The following is a 23,614-nucleotide window of genomic DNA, read 5'->3' as shown; positions in this document are numbered from 1 at the left end:
GGAAGATTCGCCCATAGGCTGCTAGGCGGCAAAAAGCTATCAATAGGCACGATTGAAATGGCAAAAACTAATCTTGTTCGCCCGAGCCGCGATGGCGACCAGTTTCACTACCTTTGGGCAGCGCGACGATGCTTAAAGCTATTGTCCGCCGCGAGCGACCTTGTAGCGGTGACTATTGAGGGAATATCGCCGACAGAAGGTGCGAGCGGGCCAACCGTTACGGCCGGGGAAGATGTTATCGACATAGCCGAATACTTCGGTAGTGAGGATTTCGCTGACGCGCGGCTCGTGCGTTACATGCAACTCAAGCATTCCACTTTGCACGCCCATGAACCATGGACAGCCAGCGGACTAGAGAAATCAATCACGGGTTTCGCTGAGCGGTACAGGGAGTTGCTTAAGACCCTTCCTAAAGATGTCCTAGCCGGAAAGCTGGAATTTTGGTTTGTCACGAATCGGCCAATTGGTGATGCCTTCGCTGAGACCGTTGAAGACGTTGCGGAAGGGCGTGCCGTTCGCCACATCAAGGAAGTCAAGAAGATTGAGCGCTTCGCAGGCCTTTCCGGCGATGATCTTGCGGCGTTCTGTCAGCTTATGCATTTTGAAGGGCGACAGGATGACTATTGGGATCAACGCAACATTCTATTCCAGGATGTTGGTGGTTATCTCCCAGATTCTGACGTGTATGGACCCCTGAAGCTAAAAGTGCTTGTCACGCGGAAGGCGCTGTCGGAGGGAGAGCGCAATCCTTCCATTACAAAGATGGACGTATTGCGTGCTTTGGATACCGATGAGAGCGCCCTTTTTCCGGCTCCGAACCTCATTGAAAGATTGGATGGCTCGCTGGCTCGGGATCAAGAGCTTGCACTCATCGCCGAAATTGTTTCAGCGAAAAGCCCAGTGGTGATTCATGCGCCTGGTGGTATCGGCAAGACGATCTTCGCGAACAGAATTGCAGCCAGTCTGCCTGGCGGCTCGAATTGCATTGTCTACGATTGTTTTGGAAACGGCCAATATCGTAATGCATCCGGCTATCGCCACCGGCATAAGGACGGTTTGGTACAAATTGCAAATGAGTTGGCGAGCAAAGGGCTCTGCCATTTGCTCATTCCCACAGTTCACGCGGATTCGGCTTCCTACGTCAAAGCCTTCGTTCATCGCATAAGGCAAGCCTCCGACTTCATACGGCTTCAAGACCCCGAAGCGCTGCTGTGTATCGTAATCGATGCTGCAGACAACGCCCAGATGGCTGCTGAAGAGATTGGAGAAAAGAAATCATTTGTGCGCGACATTATTAGGGAAAAGATGCCAGATAATGTCCGGTTGGTATTCCTTTGCCGCTCACATCGTCAACAACTCCTCGACCCGCCTAGCGAGGCGCTAAGTCGTGAACTGCAACCATTCAGCCGCGCAGAAACAGCGGCGCATCTTCGACTGCGTTTTCCCGAAGCCGATGAACATGATGTGGACGAATTTCATCGCCTCAGTTCATGCAATCCCCGCGTTCAGGCTCTTGCTCTGTCTCGTGACGAGACTCTGCCCAATACGCTTCGCTTGCTTGGCCCCAACCCCAAATCAGTTGAAGACACTATCGGCACCTTGCTCGAAGCAGCCATAGAGAAGCTGAAGGATCACTTGGGACCAATAGAAAGATCTCAGGTCGACAGTATCTGCACCGCGTTGGCCGCGCTTCGCCCGCTCATCCCATTGTCAGTATTGTCCGCGATTTCGAACGTTCCAGAGTCAGCAATAAAAAGCTTTGTCATAGATATCGGACGGCCACTGCGCTTGGCAGGCGATTCTGTGCAGTTTTTTGATGAACCTGCGGAGACGTGGTTCCGCGAGAGGTACAAGCCATCCAGTACCTCGATGGGTGGCTTCATCAGTGTTTTGTATCCGCTCGCCTCGAAAAGCCCGTATGTTGCATCTGTTTTACCGCAATTGATGCTCGATGCCGGGCAGTTCTCAAATCTTGTTGACCTTGCGTTGAAGTCCGATGCTCTTCCAGAGACGAGTCCCCTAGAGAGACGCGACATCGAACTGCAGCGGCTACAGTTCGCGTTGAAAGCAGGTCTTCGCGCGAAACGCTATCTTGATGCGACCAAACTCGCGCTGAAAGCGGGCGGTGAAACAGCGGGAGACGACAGGCAGAGAAAGATTTTGCAGGCCAACACTGACCTGTCTTCGACATTTCTCGACGTGGACCTAATTCAGGAAATTGTGTCGCGAGGAACATTCGGTTCGGGCTGGCTTGGATCGCATCATGCCTACGAAGCAGCCTTAATGTCAGGGTGCCCGGCTTTAGTGGGCGATGCTCGGAGCCGTCTGCGCATGGCATTGGAATGGCTTAGAAACTGGAGCGGATTGTCTGAAGAAGAGCAAGAGAAGGAACGCATTTCGGACGAAGACATCGTTGCATTGACCTACGCCGAATTTAATATTCATGGTGCCGAAGCTGCTGCACATAGCCTTGGCCTATGGACACCCAGGGAGGTTTCGTTCCGCGTCGGGCTTGCTGTTGCCAAACGACTTATCGATCACAACCGCATAAATGATTTGAATGCATTCGCGGTAGCCGCTCACAACAACCTTTGTTTGGTGCTGGGGATCGCCGTAGCATTGCAGCGAATTAGAAGGGTACCGCCTCTCGAAGTGACGCAAAGAGCGTTCCGATTGCTTGCCAGCCCCCGAATAAGCCTTAGCGATGGTGCTTCGTTCAATGACCGCTATTCTGCCTTGAATGCAGTGGTGATTCTCGTGGAGGCGGCGTTAGAGCACTCACTTTGTTCCAAAGCAGAGGCCGTTTCGGTCGTTTCGCGTTATCTGCCAAGTGAACCTCCGTCGGATATTTCATCCCGTTTCTCCAATACTCGATCTTATCTTCTGCGGGCGTATAGCCTGCGAGCAGCATTGCTCGACACAAGCGTCGAACTCATGGATCTTGCACATGATTCACTCCGAAAGGAAATGGAGGGAAAAAATCAGCATTCAACGTCTCGCGATCGTCAAGAGTTCGAAGAGGACATTGGCGCTCTCTTGCCTTGGCACAACCTAAGGGCGAAAGTCGTTTGCGGTATCGTAGGCGGTCCGGAACTGAATGACGAGCTTGCCATAGCGCTTGAAACATCAAGCAAAGCCGCTCGAATTTACTACCGGGATGACCATTACACATCCAACGAGATTGCCTTGCTGTGGTTCGAGATCCTATTCAGACTGCAGGCAGTCGACGCGACAACACTGGCTGCGTTCTCCAACTGGAAGAGCGGTTTGAAGCGACCACTTTTCACGCCGACCTTAACCGCCCTAGCGAGGCTATGTTGCGAAAAGTCGAATACTAAGCAGAACGCGCTCGAATTTGCGTTGGAGGCATTCAATCTCACCAATGATGAAAGATCTGACGCGGAACAGAAGTCGGATGGATTTATCGAAGCATCCCGCGCAATTCTCTGCATTAGCAAAGGGGAAGCCCACGGGTATTTCAACGAGGCGGTGGAAATCGCAAGTAAAATTGGCGATGAGAATTTGTCACGATGGGATGCCATACTGGATTTGGCTGATCGATCAGTTCGCAGAGGCCGCCCCGTTCCCGAGACTGCGTATCGCTTCGCACGCTGCGCAGAGCTAACCTACGACTATGTTGTGCGAGACAAGCACTTCGATTGGCACGGAACCGTCGAGGCTTTGACCGGGCTGTGCCCTCCTTCATCACTTGCAATCCTTAGCCGTTGGCGGGACCGTGGTTTTGGATGGTCAGAACGAATTGTACCTGTCGCAGTAATAAAGCTCGTTGAACGCGGAGAATTGAATCCGCTAAACGCACTCCCATTGATAGGCTTTCGGGGGCGCTGGCGATTTGAAAAGCTGCTTGACGAGGCGCTGAACGCTTGCAAGTCCCGAAACGAAAAAGCAGATATCGCCGCTTACCTCTTCCGCTATTCTCGATTTAATTCTGGCGACTTTAAAGAACTGCAAGAAGTCATACGCCGCCACGGGGTACCTTTGGAAGGGCTCGATGAAGCCGTTCGCTTTACTGACGACGTGGAACTCAAGAGAAAGTCGCGGAAAGTGGAAGAAAACGGCTTCAACGTGGAAGCTGTTTCGGTAAATGAAAAGGATTGGAACAGCGTTTTCGACGGGCTAAACTTGGCCAGTGCAAACGGTATTTCCGAGAGCTACAGGAAGTACAAGGCTTCAGAGCGCCCTTGGTATAGCGAGCAATTCTTCCAGCAAGCGCTTATCCGCGTACCTATTGGTTCGGAAGTCGAATTCATCCTGTCATTTGGCGAAGTGCCCGAATTTGAACTCTATCATCTGAGAGTTTTCTTGGAGCAATGCCCGAGGGAGTGGAGTCAGCGCCCAGCGATCAAGCGCGCCTTCGAGACTATCCTAAAGAAGCTTTGCCGACGGTATTGCCTTAGCGTAGCCAAATATCGGCATTACGAAATTTTTCCCTTTAAAACCGCTTGCCTTCTCAGCGGAGTGGACGAAGCCGATATTGTTGAAGTTGTCCTGGATGGTATCGGTGAAACAGCAGATTTCGCCGATGCAGCGCGGCTATTTTCGCTGGTCGGGCTTTTGGCGATAAAGCTCTCTGAAGACGAAGCGTTACATGCTCTGGATTTCGGCCTAGACCTTTTGTCCAGCTCTTTGGAGGAGAGTGACGGCGATGGTCCTTGGTCGCCTGATCTCCTGCCGCCTTCTGACATCAATGCAGCCGTGGCAGGCTATGTTTGGGCCGCGATGGCAGCACCAGAGACCGTCACGCGATGGGAAGGCGCGCATGCGGTGCTGGGCTTTGTCTCGCTTGGACGGAAAGACATATTAGAGCACCTGTTCAACTACAGCTCCGAGAATGTGGGAGGTTCATTTGTCGATGCAAAATTGCCGTTCTACAGCTTGCACGCGCTCCAGTGGTTCCTGATCGGCGTAAATCGAGGAGCAATCACAAACGCTGCGGCCCTTGCACCATATGGTAAACGTCTGGTGGACTTGGCGTTGAAAGGGGAGCCGCACATCCTCATCAGGCTGTTCGCATCTCGGGCAGTCCGCATATTGATGGACAACGAGTTGGTGGATGATCAAGCCAATCTCCGCCACACTTTGGAGCACGTCGCCAAATCGCCATTTCCTGCCGTAGAATCGAAATCTTATGATCGTTTCACCAGAAGCGATGAGGCCGGAGATGCGAACGATGACAGCTTCTATTTCGGCTTGGACACCGGTCAGTACTGGTACGCACCATTGGGAAGAGTATTCGGTTTGTCGCAAGGACAAGTCGAATCAGAGGCACGAACCGTCATCCGGGATCAGTTAAGATTTGCTGGCCGCGGACGGTGGGACGAGGACGAGCGTTCTCGTCGTAAGCTGTACCAAGAGGGGCACACCTACCATTCACACAGTTCTTACCCTCGCGCAGATAGTCTGAATTTTTATCAAGCATACCACGCCATGCTGATTGTCGCGGGCAGAAATCTGGCACGCAGGCCAGTTCATTGCGACTCGGAATATGGAGTTGTCGATGAGTTTGCTGATTGGTTGGAGAGGCACGACCTGTCACGTCAAGACGGGCGCTGGCTGTGGGACCGGCGTGACCCAGCTCCGCCCGAACAGCTATCTTGGTTGGATTGTGATAAGACAGACGAAAACTACAGCATCATCACGACTACGGATTTTGATGAGGCATTGCGTAGTGGCGCAATGACCAATATTTGGGGCTATTGGACGACAGCAAATTCCGAGCGCGAGCAGTCAGTCGGCATCCACAGCGCCTTGGTATCTCCGAAGAACTCGGAGGCCTTGTTACGCGCATTGAGCACGGCCGAGAGCAGGTATGATTACGCTATTCCCGGCGCTGAAGACGATATGGAAATCGATCAACATACATACTCGCTCAAAGGTTGGATCATCGGCCGCAGCAGCGACAGCGGGGTAGATAGCCAAGATCGGTGGGCGGGAGGTGTCAGCTACCCCGCCCCACACCCGGCTGAAGGCATATGCGAATTGATGGGTCTACGATCGGATGCTGATCAACGGACGTGGACAGATAGGGATGATTCAACTGCGATGATATCCCAGGTCTGGGGTCACTTCGACGAGGGCAACCGGCATGAGAACGTCAGCCCGGAACGTGGAAGTCGCATCACTGCATCACAGGACTTCCTGAAAGCACTCCTTGGCAAGCTGCAACGGGATCTGATTATCGCGGTAAACATCGATCGTCGACGACGTTACAGATCATATGAAAGCAGTATCGAAAATGACAAAGACCGAATCCCAACAAAGTCAAGAATCTACCTGTTCAAAGCCGACGGAAGCTTGCACACGATCTGATGCAATACTGACGTTAGGTCGAAAGCTGGTAGAGGCAATGAACGTCGACGGATCTGCCGATACGCTTGGCAGGTGGATGGCCCACTATATTGCTGAGTTGATCGATGTGGCAGAGAGAACCGCTGGTCCCGAGAAGCCAGCAGCTCAGGACAGGTGCTTTTCAGCCATTCTTGAACTATGGAGTCACCGAGCGGAATTTCCCAAAGGAATGCGGCCGCACCAGGAGTTGGAACCGGTCTTGCGGGTCCTGGAAAGTCTCGACACTGCCGCCGAATACCCAAGGTATTACCCGTCCGCGCAACCATCGGAGAATGATACTCTAAGCGCTGAAGTGGAAAAGTGGCTCGATCTTGCTCGGGGGCTCGATTATTCAGCAAAGCTCCTGATCAGGCACTGCCTGTCTCAGGCAGCCGATTTGGCAACGGACAAATCGAAAGAGTGGGTGAGGCTCGCGGAAGCTGCGGGAGCCAACTCCGGTGTCTCCGAAATTTTCATCCGTTTCATATCCGAACCCGAGGATCTGGACGATGAGGTCAAAGCAAACAACGCCACGCGCAAGGATCTTGAGGATCGATTGCAGCGACTTAGAGCATTTCAGGGGTTAGCGGAGGGCTTAGACAAACATTTTCAGGCTCGGCTTGATAAGTTGCCGAAAACGAATGACGTCAGCGAAAGCGAAGAACATATCACTCACCTGTCGCCCGCAGCCTTGAATGGGACAATGCCTAAGTGAGTGGTCAAACCTCTAAGACGAAGAATTATATCGGTAAGTGAAGGCTTCAGAAAGAGCAAGGTTGAACGCCAGATGAAAATTACGGACAGATTTCTCGCAGCTCTTGGGGCCTGGCAGCGCGGATGGAAAGAAGACCCGGCGCGCCGTTTGGCTATCACCAAGGAATTGGAGGAAGCTGTTGCCGCAGACGACCTTCCGGCTAAGGCCAGCACTGCCTCAGGCTTATGTTACCGGAAGCGTTTTCTTGTACCAACTAACCCGCAGAATGGCGGAGACCTTGCTCCGCTTTTCCTAACGGGACGAATCGAGGAAGGAGTCGCCAGTTGGACATCCGATCCAAGGTTCGCACAGGACTTTAAGGATCCATTGCGTGAAGGAACCTTTTCCGCGATATTCGCTCGAGCACCGCGACCTGATGAAGTCGTTGTGAATATTCAGGCCCTTTGGGATGAGCCTGATTTTCGAGGTCTAGTTGAGAACTACGCGGCGCGAAGCGGTGAGAACGCTGACGCCCTTTTGCACTTCAAGTCGCGCCAATCCGAAGTAATACTGAGAGTAGCGCTTGAATATGACGACCTAGTTGGCCTCTGCGGTAAAAGCAGCCCCTTCGAGATCTTGTGCGAACTCGAAGGGTTAACCACTGACGAGCAGCGAGATCATTTCTGGAAGCGCCTGATTGACGAGAACATTTTTCCAGAGGAGCCTAAATGGCTTCAACGAGAAGCTGTGCAGAGAGTTTTGGACCGTACAAAGAAGCGATTCCTCGATGAATGGGGACACTTGATTTCAAAGTAGCTTCACCCCCCCCTAATCTGAATTAGGGTCGCGGTGTACAGACCTTTTCGCCAATCATGTTCCACTGCTTGATCCCGGAAAACCGGGCTTGAATATTGGGATATCGCTCTCCTCACTTTCCGCGTGATCATTATAATCCTCCTGTAATTCCGCATCCTTCGCGTCCGAGTTTGAATTACTAATCCCGTTTTCTGTCATATATTTTGGATGAAGCGCTTTGATTAACGCGTCAAGCGGGATGCATTTCTGTAATTTTCCAGAAATATCAAAGCCCAGAACGATCCCGCCCCCGGCTGATCCTGATTCTGGTGGTAGCCTGTATTTTGATAGCGCTGATACATACTCAAGGAACAGCGAATTGGGCAATTTTTTCTGCTCTTGAGGGATATCCTTTCCGCGATCCTTGTGGCGTCTCCAGTAATCGATCGTTACCGGGCTGATGCGACGACCTTCGAGCTCGCCGTACACAAGGTAATGCGGCTCGCGTCCCCTTATGCCCGTCGAACTTAATTCATTTTGAACTTTTGAAAGAAATTCAGTGTAGTCTTTACATGTTTCATCTTTAATGAATTTGTGTATTTCTCTATTTATTTCAGAATGAGACTTTTTAAATTCGATAATGCAAAATTCGTTTCTGCTTTTTGTTATTGCGTCGCCGATATAACGTTCGATAGGCCCGGCCAGAGGCGCGATAGAGATACTATTTTTCAAGAAATAATGATTGAGATAGGCGTACTCTACTGTTTTCTCCCACCAAATTATTTCCTTCGTCATTTTTCACCTGCTCCTCACATTCGTGTAGGGGGATTGACTTCCCGCCTGCGACCACAGCGTGGTGGGCTGTGGTGTAGGCCTTATATTTCTCCAAGGTTTGCAGAACGTTGATTCTTTGTCGGATTATTTGACACTTTGCAGCCGATAAAACTCTGTCTCACTATATGTCCAAGAAACGACCGTTTGAATGACCGGAGGGGGCAATGGGCGAGATGATCGGATATGCACGCGTATCGAAATCGGACGGTAGCCAGACACTCGATCTTCAGAAGGACGAACTGCTGAATGCTGGCGTTGAGGCTGGGCGCATCTACGATGATTTCGCGACTGGCAAGCGAGACGATAGGCCCGGCCTTCAAGCTTGCCTCAAGGCCTTGCGCGAAGGCGATACGCTGGTGGTCTGGAAGCTTGATCGCCTCGGGCGAGACATGCGACATCTGGTCGACACCGTCGATGACTTGTCGAAACGCGGCGTAGGCTTGCGCGTGCTCACTGGGCAAATGCCCGTGGACACCGGCACGGCGCAGGGCAAGCTGATTTTCGGAATCTTTGCCAGCTTAGCGGAGTTCGAGCGCGAACTCATCCGCGAGCGAACTATGGCGGGCCTGAAGGCCGCCCGCGCCAGAGGGCGAGTTGGCGGCCGAAAGCCAAAAATGACCGGCGCAAAGCTCCGGCTGGCGCAGGCGGCAATGGCAAGGCAAGGAACTGTTGTCGCTGAGCTATGCCGCGAATTGGGAGTATCGCGGCAAACGCTCTATCGCCACGTTGCGCCAGATGGATGTCTTCGAGCGTGACCGTTTCGTTCAATCGACAATGAACGTCTGCGGTGGGGGCGGTCCATCCCGGAAATTCATTCCGATGATGCACTCGCGAACCGGCACGGCATTTCCGTTCGATAGGCGGCGGACATGCGCTCGTCGATGATGCGGACGCGGAGAAGCATGCCCACCTCTCATCTTTCCCTTCGGCAATGCTTCACAAATCGCCTCAGGGTCGATCCTAACGATAGAACGTTTAGCATATGCGCTCTGGCCGCGCTTCACGCGGCGAGCGTTTCTCTTTTCATCTGGATTGGTGGTCTCAATTCGTACCTTGGGCAAGCAGAGCAGCCGCAGGAAGCGTCCCAGCATGAGAGCGTGATCCTGAAATTCGAGAGGATCGTACGTTTTCTCGTAGTCCGGAAAATGGCACCACATTTCAAATGCGCCGCGAGTTCCGTTGTCGTTTACGATGTCCGGATGAAAATCGATTTCGTACCCGTGGAAAGACAGCTTCCCGTCAACGAACACCAATGGGATTGCGTTATATCCGTTCCGATTTTTGGTCCGTTGCAGATCCCAGATGTACATCCGATCCGGCCCGTCGAAAGGGTCTTTGACCGCGGTCTCGATCCAGACGTGTTCGTGAGGCAGCGGATAAGTTGAGATATCCGTGAGTTCTTCTACCTCTACATGTGGATAATACGTAAGTTCCTCGGAATCTATATGGATACCTGATTCCCTCCATACAAATTCGAAGATGTCGGGATCAGAGAGTCTGGAGATGATCCTCCGATATAGACGCGCCGTCAGTGCGAGATCCTGTTGGGGTAGCACAATGGCATAGGCGAGCCTGTTGGTCCGGGCAAGATTGAGAATGAGGTTACGAGTGGGCAGCAATACAAGTGTCTCCGTTTGTGACGAGCAATTGTTTGATCAGGGAAAAATGGAAAGGGCTGGCGGCATAGGAGCGTTGAATGCAGTTGCTTCGCAGGCCAGCGTTCGCGAATTGTCTTTCCAGTTCAGCCCAATATCGCCGCTTTTCGAGCGCTTCAGAATACGAGTTTCCGTGAGCGTAAGCCTTTCCAAGGGAAGCTCGTTTTCGACCAGTTTGTCCACACCGGGGGAAGAGGTTTCTGTCGCATCCGCCTCGGCCGCTTGGCTGGCGATGGCTAAGCTATTGAGGTGGGTATTGAAGAAGAGGCTGTCGCTATTCACTGTCACTCCAATCATTTTTGGGCATGTTGCCAATGTGCTTCCGTCGTCATCGGTTGCTACCTTATGATGAAGCAAGATATTGATTTGTCTATTTTTTTAGTCCTTGAAGGCGTCAAGGATTGGAATAACATTCCTCAAGGTGAAAGCCTACTTTTTTGATTTGAAGGCTGGCCTGATCAAGGATTCGAAGTCACTGGATCAGCCGAGGAACCGACGGTCTTCGCCGCATGTTTCTTGGTGAAGCATTTGGACAGACAATCAAAAATAGCGCTGAGCATCCGGCGATGCATACCGACTGCTAACACCGCAGCGAACTCAAATTGAATCCTTGCGATGAGATAGCAGGCAGTCGTCCGTTCGGAGTGCTCGGAGGGGAGCTTTTAGGGCTAATTAGGATTTTATGCCCTGCGAAGCCTATTTTGACTGCTATGTGCGCAAAAGTGTTTCATGCGACTTTTGATGTCGTCGTACGCAGCAAGGAATCGCTGAGATGATGGAGGTCCTCGAATCCTTGCCAACGCACGAAATGCGAGGCACGGCCTTTCGTTTGGTGATGCCGTCTCGCCAGTGCAGTGACTGTCGCTTTCTCCTCGCTGTGCACGCAGGCCTGACAAACGGGTTCTGACCAGTTCCCATGCCTGAGTTACGACGCTATTCGCTGAAGAATATTCATCTGCGCGAATAGCGGATGGACTTCCAGCTTCTGTGCTTGTCATTGTGCGGTTTTCGCATAGCAATGCCGCGACGCGGCGGCTGCCGTACCGAACGAGTACCTTAGCTAATATCCGGTCGGTTGTCAGATCTCGGCGGGGTGGGGGCGCGGTCTCCTTCCTGTTGGCAGCTACGGTTTCCGCAGAGGGCTTCAAGTTCGCCTTCGATGCAATGGAACGGGCCGCCGATCTCCATCGGGCGAAACCTCCGCCTGCCCGAAACAAGCGGCAGCGCTTGCGGCTTAGTTCCCACGCTGCAGCAAGCGCGTCATCTGGCCATGCAAGCATCTCGCTTTCTCGCCAAATACCCCAGAGCATATAGGTAGCTACCGCGCCGGCCTTGCGTATCGGGTAATCAGGCAAGTCCACCTTGGAGAACTTGACAGTCAGCCGACGTTTCGCGGCGTCCCGCGCAGCAGGCGGTATGCGTGCTATGAAGTGTGCATGGAGGTCAAAGAGCCCGCTGACGGGATCGAAGCGCGGATGAATCGTGAGGAGGAGAAGCTCGAAAGAGCATCGTTTCCTAAGTTCGCTCAGGTGGATATTCAAAAGCGAGTTGAACGCTTTGAGACCGGCTTCCAGAGCCCGTGAACTCACCTTCGCGCTAGGGATGCCTACACACCAGAATACACAATCATGAAGCCCTATGTCAGCCGCAAATGCTTCAAAGTCGCGCACCACAGGGATGTTCCTGCGGCGTGCATTTGCCTTGAACATCCGCGATCCACGGGTGGGTCGCCCGAGTTCGATGATCTCACCAGGAGCATCCTGCAGCAGAATGAGATACCGATCTCTATCCGAGACGAATACGTCGGCACCGACTTGCTCAAGTCGCTGGGCTAGTTGGCGTGACTGTGCAAACCGATGGTTCGCGGCGGGAGCTAGTCTGAAAGTCACCCTCGAGCCTTTCTCGAGAGTGGTGCGGGGTGCGCTGGATATTTGAAAGCGAAATCAATGGCAGATTTTTGCAGGTGCGGGGAACTTAACCATTTGAAAACGCTTAATTATGTGCCAACCTCCGGGCCCACCATTTATCAGATAAGATCTGAATATGGAGCAGACGCTGTAGCTCGCCGCGGCTTTCCGGAATTTTGACACACTGTAGCTCGCCGCAATTTTCCGGAATTTTGACACGCAAAATCGGAAAAACGAAAATTCCGGAAGGAATGACAAAATTTATTTATAGGCGTGTCTGATAGACCACTCAATACTCCTCAAACATTGCTCAAACTGATCATATAGATTCCCAAAATCACTCCGCAGCCTCTGAGCAAAGACTCCTGAATTCAGAAGGAGATGTTGAGGATTTTTTCATCATCAAGATAGCCTTTACCGCGAACGAACCGAACGTATTTTATCTCTTCAGTAGCGCAGAACGGCGTCAACCGCTCGGCCAACTCACGAAACGTTCTCTCTACATTTGTAGGAATTATAGACGAAATAGCCTTTCCAGGTTGGGTCAAGCCTACCATGGCTATTGTCAATTTACCTTGAATAACCCCGATCCCCGCCGGAAAGAATCCTTCGCGCAATACACCCCGCAATGGAGCATCTTTACGAACACAAACACCACTACCTCCGTACCCTAAACCCCACCAATTAATTCCATCACTTCCCGTGGCATCACTGAACGGTAATAAAGCCGGAGAAGACGAAACTTGAATAAGTCCTGCTTCCCTTAGTGCCTCAAGCGGAATGCCACTGTTTTCTAACAAAAGCGTAGGGACATGATCGTCGATAAGATTTTGACAAAAAGCCTGAAAGCCTTCTGCGACATGACCATCCAATTCATCAATAATACGAAGAGTTTTTAACGAAAACGTACCCGGCTGCCGAATTTCAGAGGCCAGTGCTTTTCCCCACTTCTCCCGGACAACGTCGGTTGTCGCTCCCTCAGCATAGTGTTGCCACCTCATTAATAGATCAGAATTCACCTCATCTGGCCCATCTTCCGAGTCAGCTACGTGCGCCTGACTGCTGAGATCCTGCAACGCGAGTTCAAAACACGCATTAGTATTTTCAGCTTTTTGAGCTAAGTTACTAAATAATCCCAACGCTTTTTGAGCTAATGCCGGGTCATTCTCTATTTCGGCAGTTACGGATTTTGACGCCGCTGCAATCAATTTGACTTGTGCATCTGTAACAGCTCGATGCACTGCCACACTGCGCTCGGACTCTAGACCTTTCTCATCAATCTTTACAGCACCTAGACGATCGGCCGCAGACACAACGCGACTTGTGATCTTCGCAGACAACCCCTTGCTACTCCAGCTCAGACTTATCCCAACGCCTCGGTCTTTTTCATTTGAAGACATATATCAACTCCCTGCCCGCTCACAAATACAGTATAATAATTTCTTTGACTTCGTTACTATACCTTGATCACCAACCGTCTACTCGCAAACTAACTTCTTGATTTGGAGTTTTTAAAAGATGCTCATGGCCGATTGGCTGCGGTTCGGAAGAAATAATTACTTTTCTTTAATAAAATTCATTTTGAAGTCACGAAATAGCCCCGGCATAACCGGGGCTCTGAGTTTGATAATTTAGCTGAATCAGAATGGCGTCATGCGGTGAATGACCCTGACGGCAGAAAGCAAGGAAGCGATGCGCTCGAGGCTTTCATCGACCATGCATAAGGCTCCGACCGCGCTGTTGCGCCGTCCTTCTTCCATGTCCACTGCCGCAATATCGATCCTTTCCATCAAGTCAGTTGCCTCATGCTGCATGGCCTTGATCATGGCGGTGAAGGCGATTTTTTTGCTATCTTCAGTCATTGTCATCTCCTTTGTTGATGACCGCACCATCGCTCCACAGACCTACCAAGCCCAGCAATCGGGTTCTTTTGATCGGCCACAACAGAACTGCTTTGGCTGCATTCCGGCAATATCGAATCATTCGAGCAAAACCGTTGCTGACTTCAAATTCGCCCGTTTTTGAAGGATTTTTCGATTTCTCAAACCCTCTTTGAAGACCCTTTGAAGACGCTGAGAAGGCGGTTCAAAGCACCCCGGATTTGAAGATCAGTTCCAGTGCTTCGGTAGTCGGATTTCAGAAACATCCATGCGTCGGGGTGAATGTCGGCCATGTCAGGCACAACACCATCAACGGCGGGCGAAAAGGATGGAGCCAACGCGGCAAGCCAGTCTTCCCGGTCCAGCCCGTTGGTCAAAGCCTTCCAGTCATAATAGGCCGATTTCTGAACACCCGCGTCAGCCGGGGCTATGGCAATGGCAGCCACACGGCTCACGCCCTTGTGCGCGGCCAGCTCCTCGACCCGGCAAAGCACGTTCAAACGGGTTTTGCAGATCTCTCAATGCTCGTTTGAAAGCCTTTCAAACCGTGCCCAAAGCTGGTTTTTGCGCGCTCGGATCGCCTCAAATTCTTCCGGCGTCGCTGCGATACTGGCAATGGCAATGCGTCCCCGCGCCGATGGCGGCAGCAGTGAAACATGATATTCCCAGATCTTCTTTGTCTGGCCCGTCACCTGACGAGCCAAACCCACGCAATTGCGCCACCCCTGTGAGGTTGCCAGCCGATGCAGGCTCGGCACATTATGCGGCAGGTCTGGCAATGCCACTTCGGCCAGTTCCGCGAGAGAAAACCACTCTTTCATCCCCGCCCCCTTGAAACCAGCGTGACGGGACGTGCGCTCTGACGGCGGATTTCCGCCTCAATGCGCTTGCGCTCCTGCCGTAACCTTGAAATCTCGGCCAACCGCGCCTCATCGCCAATCAGCACGGTGACGCCCTGCACCGAGGCAACCTCGTCCCAAAGCCAGAGCGCGCCGGTGGCATGAACAAAGGCCGTGAAGCGGATCAACGTCACATCATGGCCGTTACGGCTCTCGGCCGTGTAGGCATCCAGCGTGGTCTTGCTGATATTCGGCAGGCCCAGATATTGCGCCATGCGGGCGGCAATCGTGGCCCGATCATAATCACACTCGCGAATGGCGCGGGCCATGGCCCGTTTGATCTTGGCGCGATAACGATCAAGATCTACCTGCTTTGCCCCATCGCGCACCGGAAACACCGGCTGGGCGAAAAAATCGAGCTGGGAAGGATCGGGCTTGCTCATTGTGCAGCCTCTTGAAACTCGTCCGCCATGCCGATGGATTGCAAAAAGCGATGCCGGGTCGCCTCATTCGCATCCTTCCACGCCTTTTGCAGTGTGGTGAGAAGGACAGCCTGCTTGGTTTGCGCATCAGGCGACGTCTTGGGCGCAGACATCCATGACAGGATCTTGCGCACATCCGGCTCGGTCTCCATGGCCGCGAGAATTTGCGCCTGGTCGGTTGGCCCCTTCTTGGCAAGCTTCAAAAGCAAAGCCTGATCATCGGCAAAAGGCGTTCCGCGCAGCGCCGCCCGCAAGGGTGGATAGAGGTTCTGACCAATCGAAGTCACATATTTATAGGTGCTTTTCCCAAAGCCGAGGCGTTCTTGAACCCGCTCTGAAAGCTCTTTGCCGGGGGCCGTACTAAAAGGCCAATCATTGGCCTTTTGATCTGCGTAACGCCCGCGCTCAATCTTGCCGTTCTTCTCTTCCCACAATTCGCGGAAGGTCAGCACAAACATGGCCCGGTCCAGCTTGGAAAGCTCGTTGCGGAAAGGTTTTCAGAAATCTCGATCAACTGCCCTTCGACCGCATCGGCGGCAACGACAATCGCGTCAATCTCGGTCCATTGGTTCAGCTCTGCCGCCCGCAAACGGTGGCCACCCGCCACCAATGTGTAAGGTGTCGCGCCCTTGTTGGCGGCAGGTGTCTTGCGCACTGTGATGGGGTTGATCAGACCACGCTCAGCCATTGACGCAGCAATGGCCAAAGCGTGGTCTTCATCCACAGGGCGCGTGCGGACACCGATGTGGATACTGGAAAGGGAAATACGGGCAAACTCAGCCATCAGGCAGCGTCCTCCATGCGGGCATACAGCGAGGCACGCGCAGCGGCAGCCATCTTGCAGTAATGCCTCTCAAAACTCGGGGTCGTCCGGCGCGCATCAATGGTGCGCAGCGCCCTGTTAATGGCCTCGCGGGACCGATCCTGATGTTCAACAACCGCCCTTTTGGGGATCAAAAACACCCGCACCATCATGTGAATAACCACCTGACGCGCCAAAGCAGCGTCAAACCACTCATGCGGAGGATCGATAATCGTCTGCACCGACAAATGCGGAAAGCCTTCCCGCACCGCCATGACGCAAGCATGAAAAACACCGTCATGTCGCGATGCTTGGGAATGAAGGTTCAGCATGGCAGCACCTGCCTGATCAGAGCAATCAAAGCGGCAGCCAATCCAGCGGCAAAGATGGCAAACAGCAAAACCATATCGGCCACCCGGCAAATGGGCGAAAATGACGGAATGAATGGGTTTTTCATGACAATTTTGGCCTGACGATTTGTCATTGTGGCACTCGCAAATTTGGGGAATTGTTGGTGTGCGGCGTGGACAGCAGGACTGAACAGCCGGAAAGGGAGCTTTCTTTGCGGAAAAACTGGCTCCAGCTTTAAACGACGGAGAGCGACGATGATCAGACGAGGATGCAGGAAGGCGAGCCGCCTGAATGAGTTGAGACTGAACGAACTTGAGCGCCAGATGCACCACATGGAGGACTGGACCGGCTGCCACACCGACGAAGAACTGCCAGACGTGGAGGACCCGACGATCAAGGAAATGCTGGCAGCACAGGAGAGGATCATCAGGCATCTGCTGATAACTCTCGACGTTCTTCTTCCGGGGTTCTCAATCGAGGGCTTTCGCAAGGCGCTGCCGCGCGTTGACGACGCGTTGACAGAGAGATGCAATATCGAACGTGAACCCTGTGACAGGCAAAGGCTGTTGCGGATCATGGCGGGGCTCATTCCTGACCCTCTTCCTCGGCACGAGCCTGCGCAGACCGATAGATTTCGGCCAACCCTTGTGCCGAAAGCGCCGGACGGCGGCGATAAAGCTTGAGGTGGGTGATCCGGCGCTCTGCGTGCTCAATCGCAGCATTGGCTTGCTCGACGGAAAGCCTGCGGCGGGCGACGTTATAGGCATCGATCAGAGAGCGTTCCGCGTGCACCTTCAGCAGGTCCTCCTCCGGAAGGCATTTGCTCAAGCGGGATCGAAGCGAGGAAGCGAGCCGCTTGCCTTTTTCCGCCGGCAGCTCACTGCGATGCTTGTCGATTGCATCGATCAATGCATCGAGAAATTCGGGATCGAATTTGAATGCCCGGGCCATCACGCAGCCTCGCGGGTGCTAGAGCTTTCAAGACGGCGCTTTTGCATATTGGGTGGCCGCTGGTAATTTTCAGGAGGCTGCGGCGTGCGGCGCTCACCACTTGGGTGATAGCGGCTACGCCACAGCAGATGCGGACGGGTTTTCAGGGCAGCCGCAATGGCGCGTTCGCCTGCCAGATTGGCCTGCTGCAAAGTGTTTCCAGCCGTGCCACGCGGCAAGGCATATTCCCGGTCAATCGCCAAAAGCGTGAGGCCTGCAACATTCAGCCTCGCCTTTATGCGATTAATCTCATCAAGGCGCAGTTTCGCTGCCTTGTCCGCAGTACGGGCACGGTGCATAATAGTTCCTCGTTGTGAACGGGGAGGCCCTGACTGGCCTCCTTTTTCATGGGTGATTTGGTCTGTATTTATAGAGAGGATAAAACGGATTTCCGTCTTTGTAAAGCGGATATTTGTTTTATTGAGTGTTGCGCGTTGGCAAGACCTGAAGTCGAACCGAAAACTCCAATAGCATCAAGGCTTCGCGCGTTCCGCAAGGCGATGGGAGATCCCGAGCGCGATGAATTCGCGCGCGCAATCGGGGTTAGTAAAACCACATTGGCGTCTTATGAGCGGGGAGAATCTGAGCCGACGGCCTCCGCACTTTTACAGTACCAAAAGACCTATGGCGCAAACGTTCAATGGTTGTTGAGCGGTGAAGGTGAAATGACAGGGTTGGGTGCTCAAGTGGCAAAAGCGCCTGAGCGAGACTTTGTTCTGATGCCTCAATATGACGTGCGCGCATCTGCTGGAAATGGCCTGATTGCGGTCAATCAAATGCCAACTAGCGAAACCGCATTCGAACGCAAGTTCCTCCGCGATCTCGGCGGCTCACCAGACCGATGCTTCCTCATGTGGTCAACAGGCGACAGCATGCTCCCTTCAATCCCCGACAACTCCCTGATGATCGTAGACGCCAGCCAAACCCAAGTAGACCACGGCCGCATCTACGTCTTCAGCGTCGGCAACGCCGTCCTGGTCAAACGCGCCAACTGGCGCATGGACGGAAAACTCGACCTGATCTCAGATAACCTCGCAGGGAAATACCCGGTCGAGACGTTTGATGCCAACCGGGTTGAGGATCTTGTGGTCGTCGGGCGGGTAATCTTCGTGGGCCACCCGCCTTGATGGCACTAAAGACATTTAGAATTAGCTTCACTCACACACCAAACCTCTGAGCCTCCAGCGGCAACGTGTTCTGCTCAGATCATAAAGGTCTGGATGGATGATAACTTATTCAAGTCGTTGAAGAATATAGCCAGGGAATATGACTTCCGCACAGTCGATAGAAGATGTTATAGATTTGAGCGTTTCAAGATCTTCGCTTGTAGAGAATATCACCTGCTGATTGCGCTTTTTTGCCATAGAAGCCAGCTTCAGAAGGTTCTGAAAACTTGGCTTTGAAGACGATTGCTGACGTGGTTCATCGAAGATAAGCATGCCGGGATGGTTGGTGGATTTATCACCCGCCAGCTCAAGTAGTCCCAACTGATAGGCCCATTTGAGTCTAATCGAGTCACTCGCCGACGTCTCAAAGCCAATCTCAAATCCTTCTTTCTCAGGCCTGTAGCTGTCTTGCGATATCGACAACTCCTCCGGGGAGAAGGTACTGAATCCGAACTCTCTGGCCCGATCCTGAACGAGAGACGTCAGCCGATTGAGCTTATCGTGATCGCTAATAGAAAGCTTCTCAGTCGGCATTTTGCTTCGCTCTGAAAGGAGCTCTTTGTAAATTTCCTGCAATTTAACAAGACGAATCATCGCATCATCGAATATCGCCTGAAGGGCTTCAAGATCCCGCAACCGTGCTTCAGCCCGGATGCGCTCCTCGATAATAGCGGCAGATGGATTTGTCCCCGGTGCTACCAACTCGGATCTAAGGAGACGGATCTGAGCGTAGTGATCTAGCAAGCTTCGACTGATTGATGAAAGTTGATCACGGCGCTCGCTCTCCTCTGACTCTTCCCTGCGAAGAATGTCTTCGAACATTTTCTTCTGCGATCTAATGTATTCGATGTTGTCCGCGATCGGCATAACTGTCGAGAGAGCATCCTGTGACAACAGTGTATCTACCAGCGCCTGCTCGCAGGTTGGGCATCTGTCTGGTGTCAATGCAGCAGTAACGCCGGAATACCTCTGCAATCTTTGGACATCAAGGTTCTTTGCAAGGTCTTGTGAAAGAGCCTCGATACGCCGTTCTAGCGACTTCCTATCAGCACTCTTAAGCTGCTGAATTCCATGCAGACGAATTCTCTCAACATTTAGCTGATCTACACGCTGAAAGAGTTCATTTAGTACATTCGTAACCTCATCGGATTGTTCCTCGACTGCAGGGACCTCCCGCGAAACCAATTCAGCGATATTGCCCCGAAGCTCCTTAATAACCGAGCTTAACGGAACCCAGTCGGGCGCGCCCGCCAACTGCACATGCGCGTTAGAAAGCGTAGCCGGATCGGCTACAGGACTCTCGCTAAGCCCCGACACTCTTCCGCCACCTCTGGCAACAAATCGCTCCAACTCTTGCAGGACCATAGACCATTCTTTGGAATTGGTCGCAAATCGCTCTGCAAGGCGTTCTCGTTGAACTTCAAGCTTGTAAACATCGAGATCCATAATGAACTCAACTGCACGTTTATGCACTTCCCGAATCCGCATGTAGGTCGGGATAGCAGCTGGTATAGCGGTCCAGCCAAATTTTTGCTCAACCCAGAACAAAGGGAACACTGTTTCGAGATAAAGCTTCGTTTCAGGGGCGTCATAACGTCTAACCTGTGGCAAGCGCCACCCTAAAAAGCCTTCAAGAAAGTGGTGAAATCCATCTTCTCGTTGAGCCGCACCAGGATCGTGAACAAAAAAATTCTTTTGCCGAAGACCAGTTCCATCGCCGGACAATGCTGCACCAAAATCAACAGTTATTAGTCGTGGATCGGTCGTTGCCTTGACAGCACGATTTACGGTGATGACCTGGTCATCCCCGTTCACGATTTCGAGCGATATACTCGATTCCAGAACATCAAATCGCTTTTTTTCGTCAGTCTCAAGATAACTTGTCATTGCATGCGGCAACGGAATTTCCCGGCGGGGACTCAGCATTCGCTCCAATCCCAAAGCATAGAGCATTCCCTGCATACAGGTCGACTTACCTTTGGTATTATCGGCCCACAAGACCGTCAGCCCCGGAGAGAATGGGACATCTGCTCCATACACTCCGTCTGTTGTCACCGCCCGAAGCAGTAAGCGCTGGAAGCGCAGAGTCATATTATGTCCTCCAGACGCCAAACTCGTTTCATAAGTATATCAGTCATTTTAGGAGCCACATCTCCCAGAAACGACACTTCGTCTTTGAGGGTATCACCCTCTTTCAAAATGGCCTCAGCCATTTTCTTTCCACTATCAGTCAAGGACACTGATGTACCTTTTTTAATTGTCACCAACTGCAGCGCATGTGCAAAAGCAACCGCTCGGTTTAAAGATGGCTCTACTCGAACGGAAACGTCGGCCGCATTATATTCGCCTGACAGAAGCCCACGAACTTCCTCCCTACCCTCCCGTAGCCGAACAGCGTGGGCCATAAACTGAAGCTTCTGGAAGTTCGATTTTTTTCCGTGACTGAAAAAGAGAGCAAGCACCAAAACTGCGATACCCCAAGACATACGGAGATCACCCGGAACGGGATCAGGACGAGCGCTGTATGTAAACGCCCCACCAAGAATCGCATTCCTGAGTATAGAATCACTGGACATTGGGGAAATCCAAAGGGCAACGCATGATCAATTCACATATCGCGCCGTATGCTATTTGCTCAGCATTTTCTGTAGAAAGACTCGGAGCCTCCGCTCTTACGGCCGAAATTAGCGCATCCAATTCCGTATTCAGTATTTGCCCCGCCGATCCATTCGACTGCGGACCCGCAAATTTCAATCTGCGCGCGTGACTCTTTACTGCAGTCATAACTTTCTCATGAAGATCAGGCGAACCAGAGCGAAGAGCATCAAGCAACGCATTGCCCTGAAGAAACGACCGAACCACTTGACTCACAACATCATCTAGATCCTCCGACGTGGCTCGCTTTTTGAGCTTCGTCGTAGCATTCGACAGCAGATCAGAAGATCCAGCCGCCCAAGTATCAAGCTCGGATTGTGATGGCATTGGAATAGAGAGATTAACTTTTGAAAGAGAAGATATGCCGCGAGCAATGACATCATCCGGAAAATTGTCGAGATCTTGGATTATCACCTCAACATTTGTATCGAATGCTGGCTTATTAGTGCCTCGTAAATCTTTCGTTTTCTTGGCACAATGAAGATTGACATCCTTGCTGTCATGAAGGGGGGCCATAAGCACCCAGTGTCGAATTGGCACACCATGGAACAGTTTGCCAACTTCAACATGATTCTTTATTATCTTCCCAATATCTTCTGTAATCTTGTTCTTCTGTCGCTCCGCTCTTTCAGCAATATCTATAGGCTCATTTACCGCATAGCACTGATATACAACCGCATCCTTCGTGCAATAGTAGTCAATCCCAAAATCGCCTTTGTGCGCAGCAGGGATCTTCTGCACGTGCAAAGGACCGTGGCGCGCATGTAGTAGTGTTTGAGCAAAAAATTCCCAATCGTCTGGATTCCAGACCTGCACTGCACTTAACATTGTCGTCCCCCTGTCACGCCAGTTTAACGGCAGCGCAACACAATTCAACAACTTTAAGCACCAGCAGAAACAAAAAATAAATTAAGCCCACCAGCGACAGGCGCGCTAAACAGACGCGAATGTCAGATTATGTGAAGATATGGAACGCATGTCTATCTACAATAGATTCTAGACAATTTACTACCGCCGCATACCGACAAGAATCTGTGGATAATATATTGTAAGTATTGAATTTTTTGTTAAAATATGATATTAGCTTGCAGCCTCCTGCAAAGGAGAAGCTGAGAGAGCGTAGCGAACGATGGCTTCTCCTTTGCAGGAGGCTGCTAAACGATTGAAAAAGCTAATGATTTTAACATGGCGCAATCGTTTTGTCCAGTGGGTGAGGTTTTTCATGTATCGTCTCCTTGACGCGTTAATCATGGAAATCATTATACGCCATTTACTAGGATAAGTATATGATTTCAAAAGAATTTCCTCTATTTTACTGGCTTTTTATGATGGCAACCAAACTAATAAAAGAACAATAAAACGAAAAAACCCGCCATTTCTGGCGGGTTTTCCGTATTCCTGCAGCGATGAGGGGGGGCTTGCGCCCGCGTTTCTCAAAGCCATTGATTGGGAATATAGATAGGTACGGCAAAAAGTCAACCATCTGTTGCTTTCGGCCATAATCAACGAGGGACACGGTGCCATTTTCTGCAATTGAGCTGAGCGATCTCCCCGATGTCATTTCAGCGCCGCGCTTTGCGACTTACTTGCGGGCCGCTGGTAATAACCGGTCTGACGCACTCGCTCTTTATCAATGGAATCTTGAGGTCTCTGCAGCCTTTATTGTCCCTTTGCAGGTCTGTGAGGTTGCTGTTCGAAACGGCGTCGTTGAGGCCCTGGAGAAGGTTCACGGTGCGAATTGGCCGTGGTCAAATGGTTTCATTCGCAGCTTGCCTATTCCCAAAAAGACATGGCACTACAATCCACAAACGGATTTGCAGACTGTGGCCTCCAGAATGCCGACCGCAGGAAAGGTCGTCGCAGAATTGAAATTTGCTTTTTGGGAAAAGACATTCACGGCGGGGCAGGACTTGCGACTATGGGTTCCTCACATGCAGTCTGCATTTCCTGGAGTTCCTGCTGGGACACCTATTCCTATGGCGCGCGCCAATGCCTTTGCAGCCTTGCAGGCTGTGCGTGCCTTGCGCAACCGGATTGCACATCACGAACCTATCTTTACCAGGGACATCCAAGCCGAATATCAGAGACTTCATGATATGATCCATTGGCGCAATCCGACCGCTGCATCCTGGATGGATAGAATTCAGAAAGTGACGACCTTGATCCCACTTCGACCATAAAACCCGGCTGATTGTGATGTGGGCCGAAGCGATAAT

Annotated in this window: 25 protein-coding genes; 7 read left to right on the top strand and 18 right to left on the bottom strand. The window is 51.9% G+C overall.

All coding sequences use genetic code 11. The features are described from left to right. Nucleotides 1–57 precede the first annotated feature (57 nt). The 3 genes from avs3a to BJF95_RS13505 all read left to right on the top strand — a co-directional run bounded on the left by avs3a (nt 58) and on the right by BJF95_RS13505 (nt 7,858). Nucleotides 58–6,330, top strand: a complete 6,273-nt coding sequence (gene avs3a / locus BJF95_RS13515; protein ID WP_075639957.1) for an AVAST type 3 anti-phage nuclease/ATPase Avs3a — start codon at nt 58–60, stop codon at nt 6,328–6,330. A gap of 4 nt (nt 6,331–6,334) precedes the next feature. Continuing rightward, nucleotides 6,335–7,063 (top strand): AVAST type 3 anti-phage protein Avs3b, encoded by a 729-nt coding sequence (gene avs3b, locus BJF95_RS13510; protein WP_342587947.1) that lies wholly within the window; start codon nt 6,335–6,337, stop codon nt 7,061–7,063. 72 nt (nt 7,064–7,135) lie between these two features. After that, nucleotides 7,136–7,858 (top strand): hypothetical protein, encoded by a 723-nt coding sequence (locus BJF95_RS13505; RefSeq protein ID WP_075639955.1) that lies wholly within the window; start codon nt 7,136–7,138, stop codon nt 7,856–7,858. A gap of 54 nt (nt 7,859–7,912) precedes the next feature. Here the strand turns inward: BJF95_RS13505 and BJF95_RS13500 are convergent, their stop codons facing one another. Then, nucleotides 7,913–8,632 carry a hypothetical protein gene (locus BJF95_RS13500; RefSeq protein ID WP_075639954.1) on the bottom strand — a complete coding sequence of 240 codons (720 nt, stop codon included), beginning with the start codon at nt 8,630–8,632 and terminating at the stop codon, nt 7,913–7,915. A gap of 203 nt (nt 8,633–8,835) precedes the next feature. Here BJF95_RS13500 and BJF95_RS13495 point away from each other — a divergent pair, with 203 nt between their 5' ends. Next, on the top strand, nt 8,836–9,426 hold the full coding sequence (locus BJF95_RS13495) for a recombinase family protein (protein ID WP_075639953.1): 591 nt from the start codon (nt 8,836–8,838) through the stop codon (nt 9,424–9,426). 9 nt (nt 9,427–9,435) lie between these two features. On the opposite strand, the gene BJF95_RS13490 is transcribed toward BJF95_RS13495, so the two are convergent. After that, on the bottom strand, nt 9,436–10,290 hold the full coding sequence (locus tag BJF95_RS13490; protein ID WP_075639952.1) for a hypothetical protein: 855 nt from the start codon (nt 10,288–10,290) through the stop codon (nt 9,436–9,438). A 36-nt stretch (nt 10,291–10,326) separates the two neighbouring features. Continuing rightward, nucleotides 10,327–10,608 (bottom strand): hypothetical protein, encoded by a 282-nt coding sequence (locus tag BJF95_RS13485; protein WP_139317492.1) that lies wholly within the window; start codon nt 10,606–10,608, stop codon nt 10,327–10,329. Nucleotides 10,609–11,762: 1,154 nt separating this feature from the next. Between BJF95_RS13485 and BJF95_RS24090 the strand changes: the two genes are divergently transcribed. Beyond that, nucleotides 11,763–11,909: a hypothetical protein gene (locus BJF95_RS24090; protein ID WP_175577257.1), complete on the top strand. Its 147-nt coding sequence runs from the start codon at nt 11,763–11,765 to the stop codon at nt 11,907–11,909. 695 nt (nt 11,910–12,604) lie between these two features. Here the strand turns inward: BJF95_RS24090 and BJF95_RS13475 are convergent. The 11 genes from BJF95_RS13475 to BJF95_RS13435 all read right to left on the bottom strand — a co-directional run bounded on the left by BJF95_RS13475 (nt 12,605) and on the right by BJF95_RS13435 (nt 17,876). After that, a complete protein-coding gene (locus BJF95_RS13475) occupies nt 12,605–13,633 on the bottom strand; it encodes a DUF2806 domain-containing protein (protein WP_075639949.1) in 1,029 nt (342 codons plus the stop codon). A gap of 240 nt (nt 13,634–13,873) precedes the next feature. After that, the gene (locus BJF95_RS13470) at nt 13,874–14,095 is read right to left on the bottom strand and encodes a hypothetical protein (protein ID WP_139317491.1); all 222 of its coding nucleotides are present in this window, start codon (nt 14,093–14,095) and stop codon (nt 13,874–13,876) included. Nucleotides 14,096–14,274: 179 nt separating this feature from the next. Then, complete coding sequence (locus BJF95_RS24445; protein WP_245297341.1) at nt 14,275–14,607, bottom strand: DNA-binding domain-containing protein; 333 nt, start codon at nt 14,605–14,607, stop codon at nt 14,275–14,277. Between the two features lie 24 nt (nt 14,608–14,631). Next, the gene (locus BJF95_RS24440) at nt 14,632–14,934 is read right to left on the bottom strand and encodes a MerR family transcriptional regulator (RefSeq protein WP_245297319.1); all 303 of its coding nucleotides are present in this window, start codon (nt 14,932–14,934) and stop codon (nt 14,632–14,634) included. Further along, nucleotides 14,931–15,395: a hypothetical protein gene (locus BJF95_RS13455; protein ID WP_075639946.1), complete on the bottom strand. Its 465-nt coding sequence runs from the start codon at nt 15,393–15,395 to the stop codon at nt 14,931–14,933. Before BJF95_RS13455 ends, BJF95_RS24440 begins: the two co-directional genes overlap by 4 nt. Further along, entirely contained in the window at nt 15,392–15,892 is a 501-nt protein-coding gene (locus tag BJF95_RS24435) for a DEAD/DEAH box helicase family protein (protein ID WP_245297318.1), read from the bottom strand. The genes BJF95_RS13455 and BJF95_RS24435 overlap by 4 nt, the downstream gene beginning before the upstream one ends. Beyond that, complete coding sequence (locus BJF95_RS24430; protein WP_245297317.1) at nt 15,880–16,218, bottom strand: ParB N-terminal domain-containing protein; 339 nt, start codon at nt 16,216–16,218, stop codon at nt 15,880–15,882. The genes BJF95_RS24435 and BJF95_RS24430 overlap by 13 nt, the downstream gene beginning before the upstream one ends. Next, entirely contained in the window at nt 16,218–16,568 is a 351-nt protein-coding gene (locus BJF95_RS13445) for a hypothetical protein (protein ID WP_075639945.1), read from the bottom strand. The genes BJF95_RS24430 and BJF95_RS13445 overlap by 1 nt, the downstream gene beginning before the upstream one ends. Beyond that, nucleotides 16,562–17,164, bottom strand: coding sequence for a hypothetical protein (locus BJF95_RS23855; RefSeq protein ID WP_139317490.1), 603 nt, complete (start codon nt 17,162–17,164; stop codon nt 16,562–16,564). The genes BJF95_RS13445 and BJF95_RS23855 overlap by 7 nt, the downstream gene beginning before the upstream one ends. 8 nt (nt 17,165–17,172) lie before the next feature. Continuing rightward, nucleotides 17,173–17,538 carry a hypothetical protein gene (locus BJF95_RS13440; RefSeq protein ID WP_075639944.1) on the bottom strand — a complete coding sequence of 122 codons (366 nt, stop codon included), beginning with the start codon at nt 17,536–17,538 and terminating at the stop codon, nt 17,173–17,175. Continuing rightward, nucleotides 17,538–17,876, bottom strand: a complete 339-nt coding sequence (locus BJF95_RS13435; RefSeq protein ID WP_075639943.1) for a helix-turn-helix domain-containing protein — start codon at nt 17,874–17,876, stop codon at nt 17,538–17,540. The genes BJF95_RS13440 and BJF95_RS13435 overlap by 1 nt, the downstream gene beginning before the upstream one ends. 48 nt (nt 17,877–17,924) lie before the next feature. Between BJF95_RS13435 and BJF95_RS13430 the strand changes: the two genes are divergently transcribed. After that, on the top strand, nt 17,925–18,704 hold the full coding sequence (locus BJF95_RS13430; protein WP_245297316.1) for an XRE family transcriptional regulator: 780 nt from the start codon (nt 17,925–17,927) through the stop codon (nt 18,702–18,704). Nucleotides 18,705–18,809: 105 nt separating this feature from the next. Here the strand turns inward: BJF95_RS13430 and BJF95_RS13425 are convergent, their stop codons facing one another. The 4 genes from BJF95_RS13425 to BJF95_RS24085 all read right to left on the bottom strand — a co-directional run bounded on the left by BJF95_RS13425 (nt 18,810) and on the right by BJF95_RS24085 (nt 22,622). After that, nucleotides 18,810–20,834, bottom strand: a complete 2,025-nt coding sequence (locus BJF95_RS13425) for a hypothetical protein (protein WP_075639942.1) — start codon at nt 20,832–20,834, stop codon at nt 18,810–18,812. Continuing rightward, nucleotides 20,831–21,319: a hypothetical protein gene (locus tag BJF95_RS13420; protein ID WP_075639941.1), complete on the bottom strand. Its 489-nt coding sequence runs from the start codon at nt 21,317–21,319 to the stop codon at nt 20,831–20,833. Before BJF95_RS13420 ends, BJF95_RS13425 begins: the two co-directional genes overlap by 4 nt. Next, nucleotides 21,309–22,226: a hypothetical protein gene (locus BJF95_RS13415; RefSeq protein ID WP_075639940.1), complete on the bottom strand. Its 918-nt coding sequence runs from the start codon at nt 22,224–22,226 to the stop codon at nt 21,309–21,311. Before BJF95_RS13415 ends, BJF95_RS13420 begins: the two co-directional genes overlap by 11 nt. 252 nt (nt 22,227–22,478) lie before the next feature. Then, entirely contained in the window at nt 22,479–22,622 is a 144-nt protein-coding gene (locus BJF95_RS24085; protein ID WP_175577256.1) for a hypothetical protein, read from the bottom strand. A gap of 293 nt (nt 22,623–22,915) precedes the next feature. Here BJF95_RS24085 and BJF95_RS13405 point away from each other — a divergent pair, with 293 nt between their 5' ends. Further along, nucleotides 22,916–23,578, top strand: a complete 663-nt coding sequence (locus BJF95_RS13405; protein WP_075639938.1) for a hypothetical protein — start codon at nt 22,916–22,918, stop codon at nt 23,576–23,578. The last annotated feature ends 36 nt before the right edge of the window (nt 23,579–23,614 follow it).

This window comes from Rhizobium oryziradicis, assembly GCF_001939045.1.
GTDB lineage: Bacteria > Pseudomonadota > Alphaproteobacteria > Rhizobiales > Rhizobiaceae > Allorhizobium > Allorhizobium oryziradicis.
This window is presented reverse-complemented; position numbering and strand designations above follow the sequence as displayed.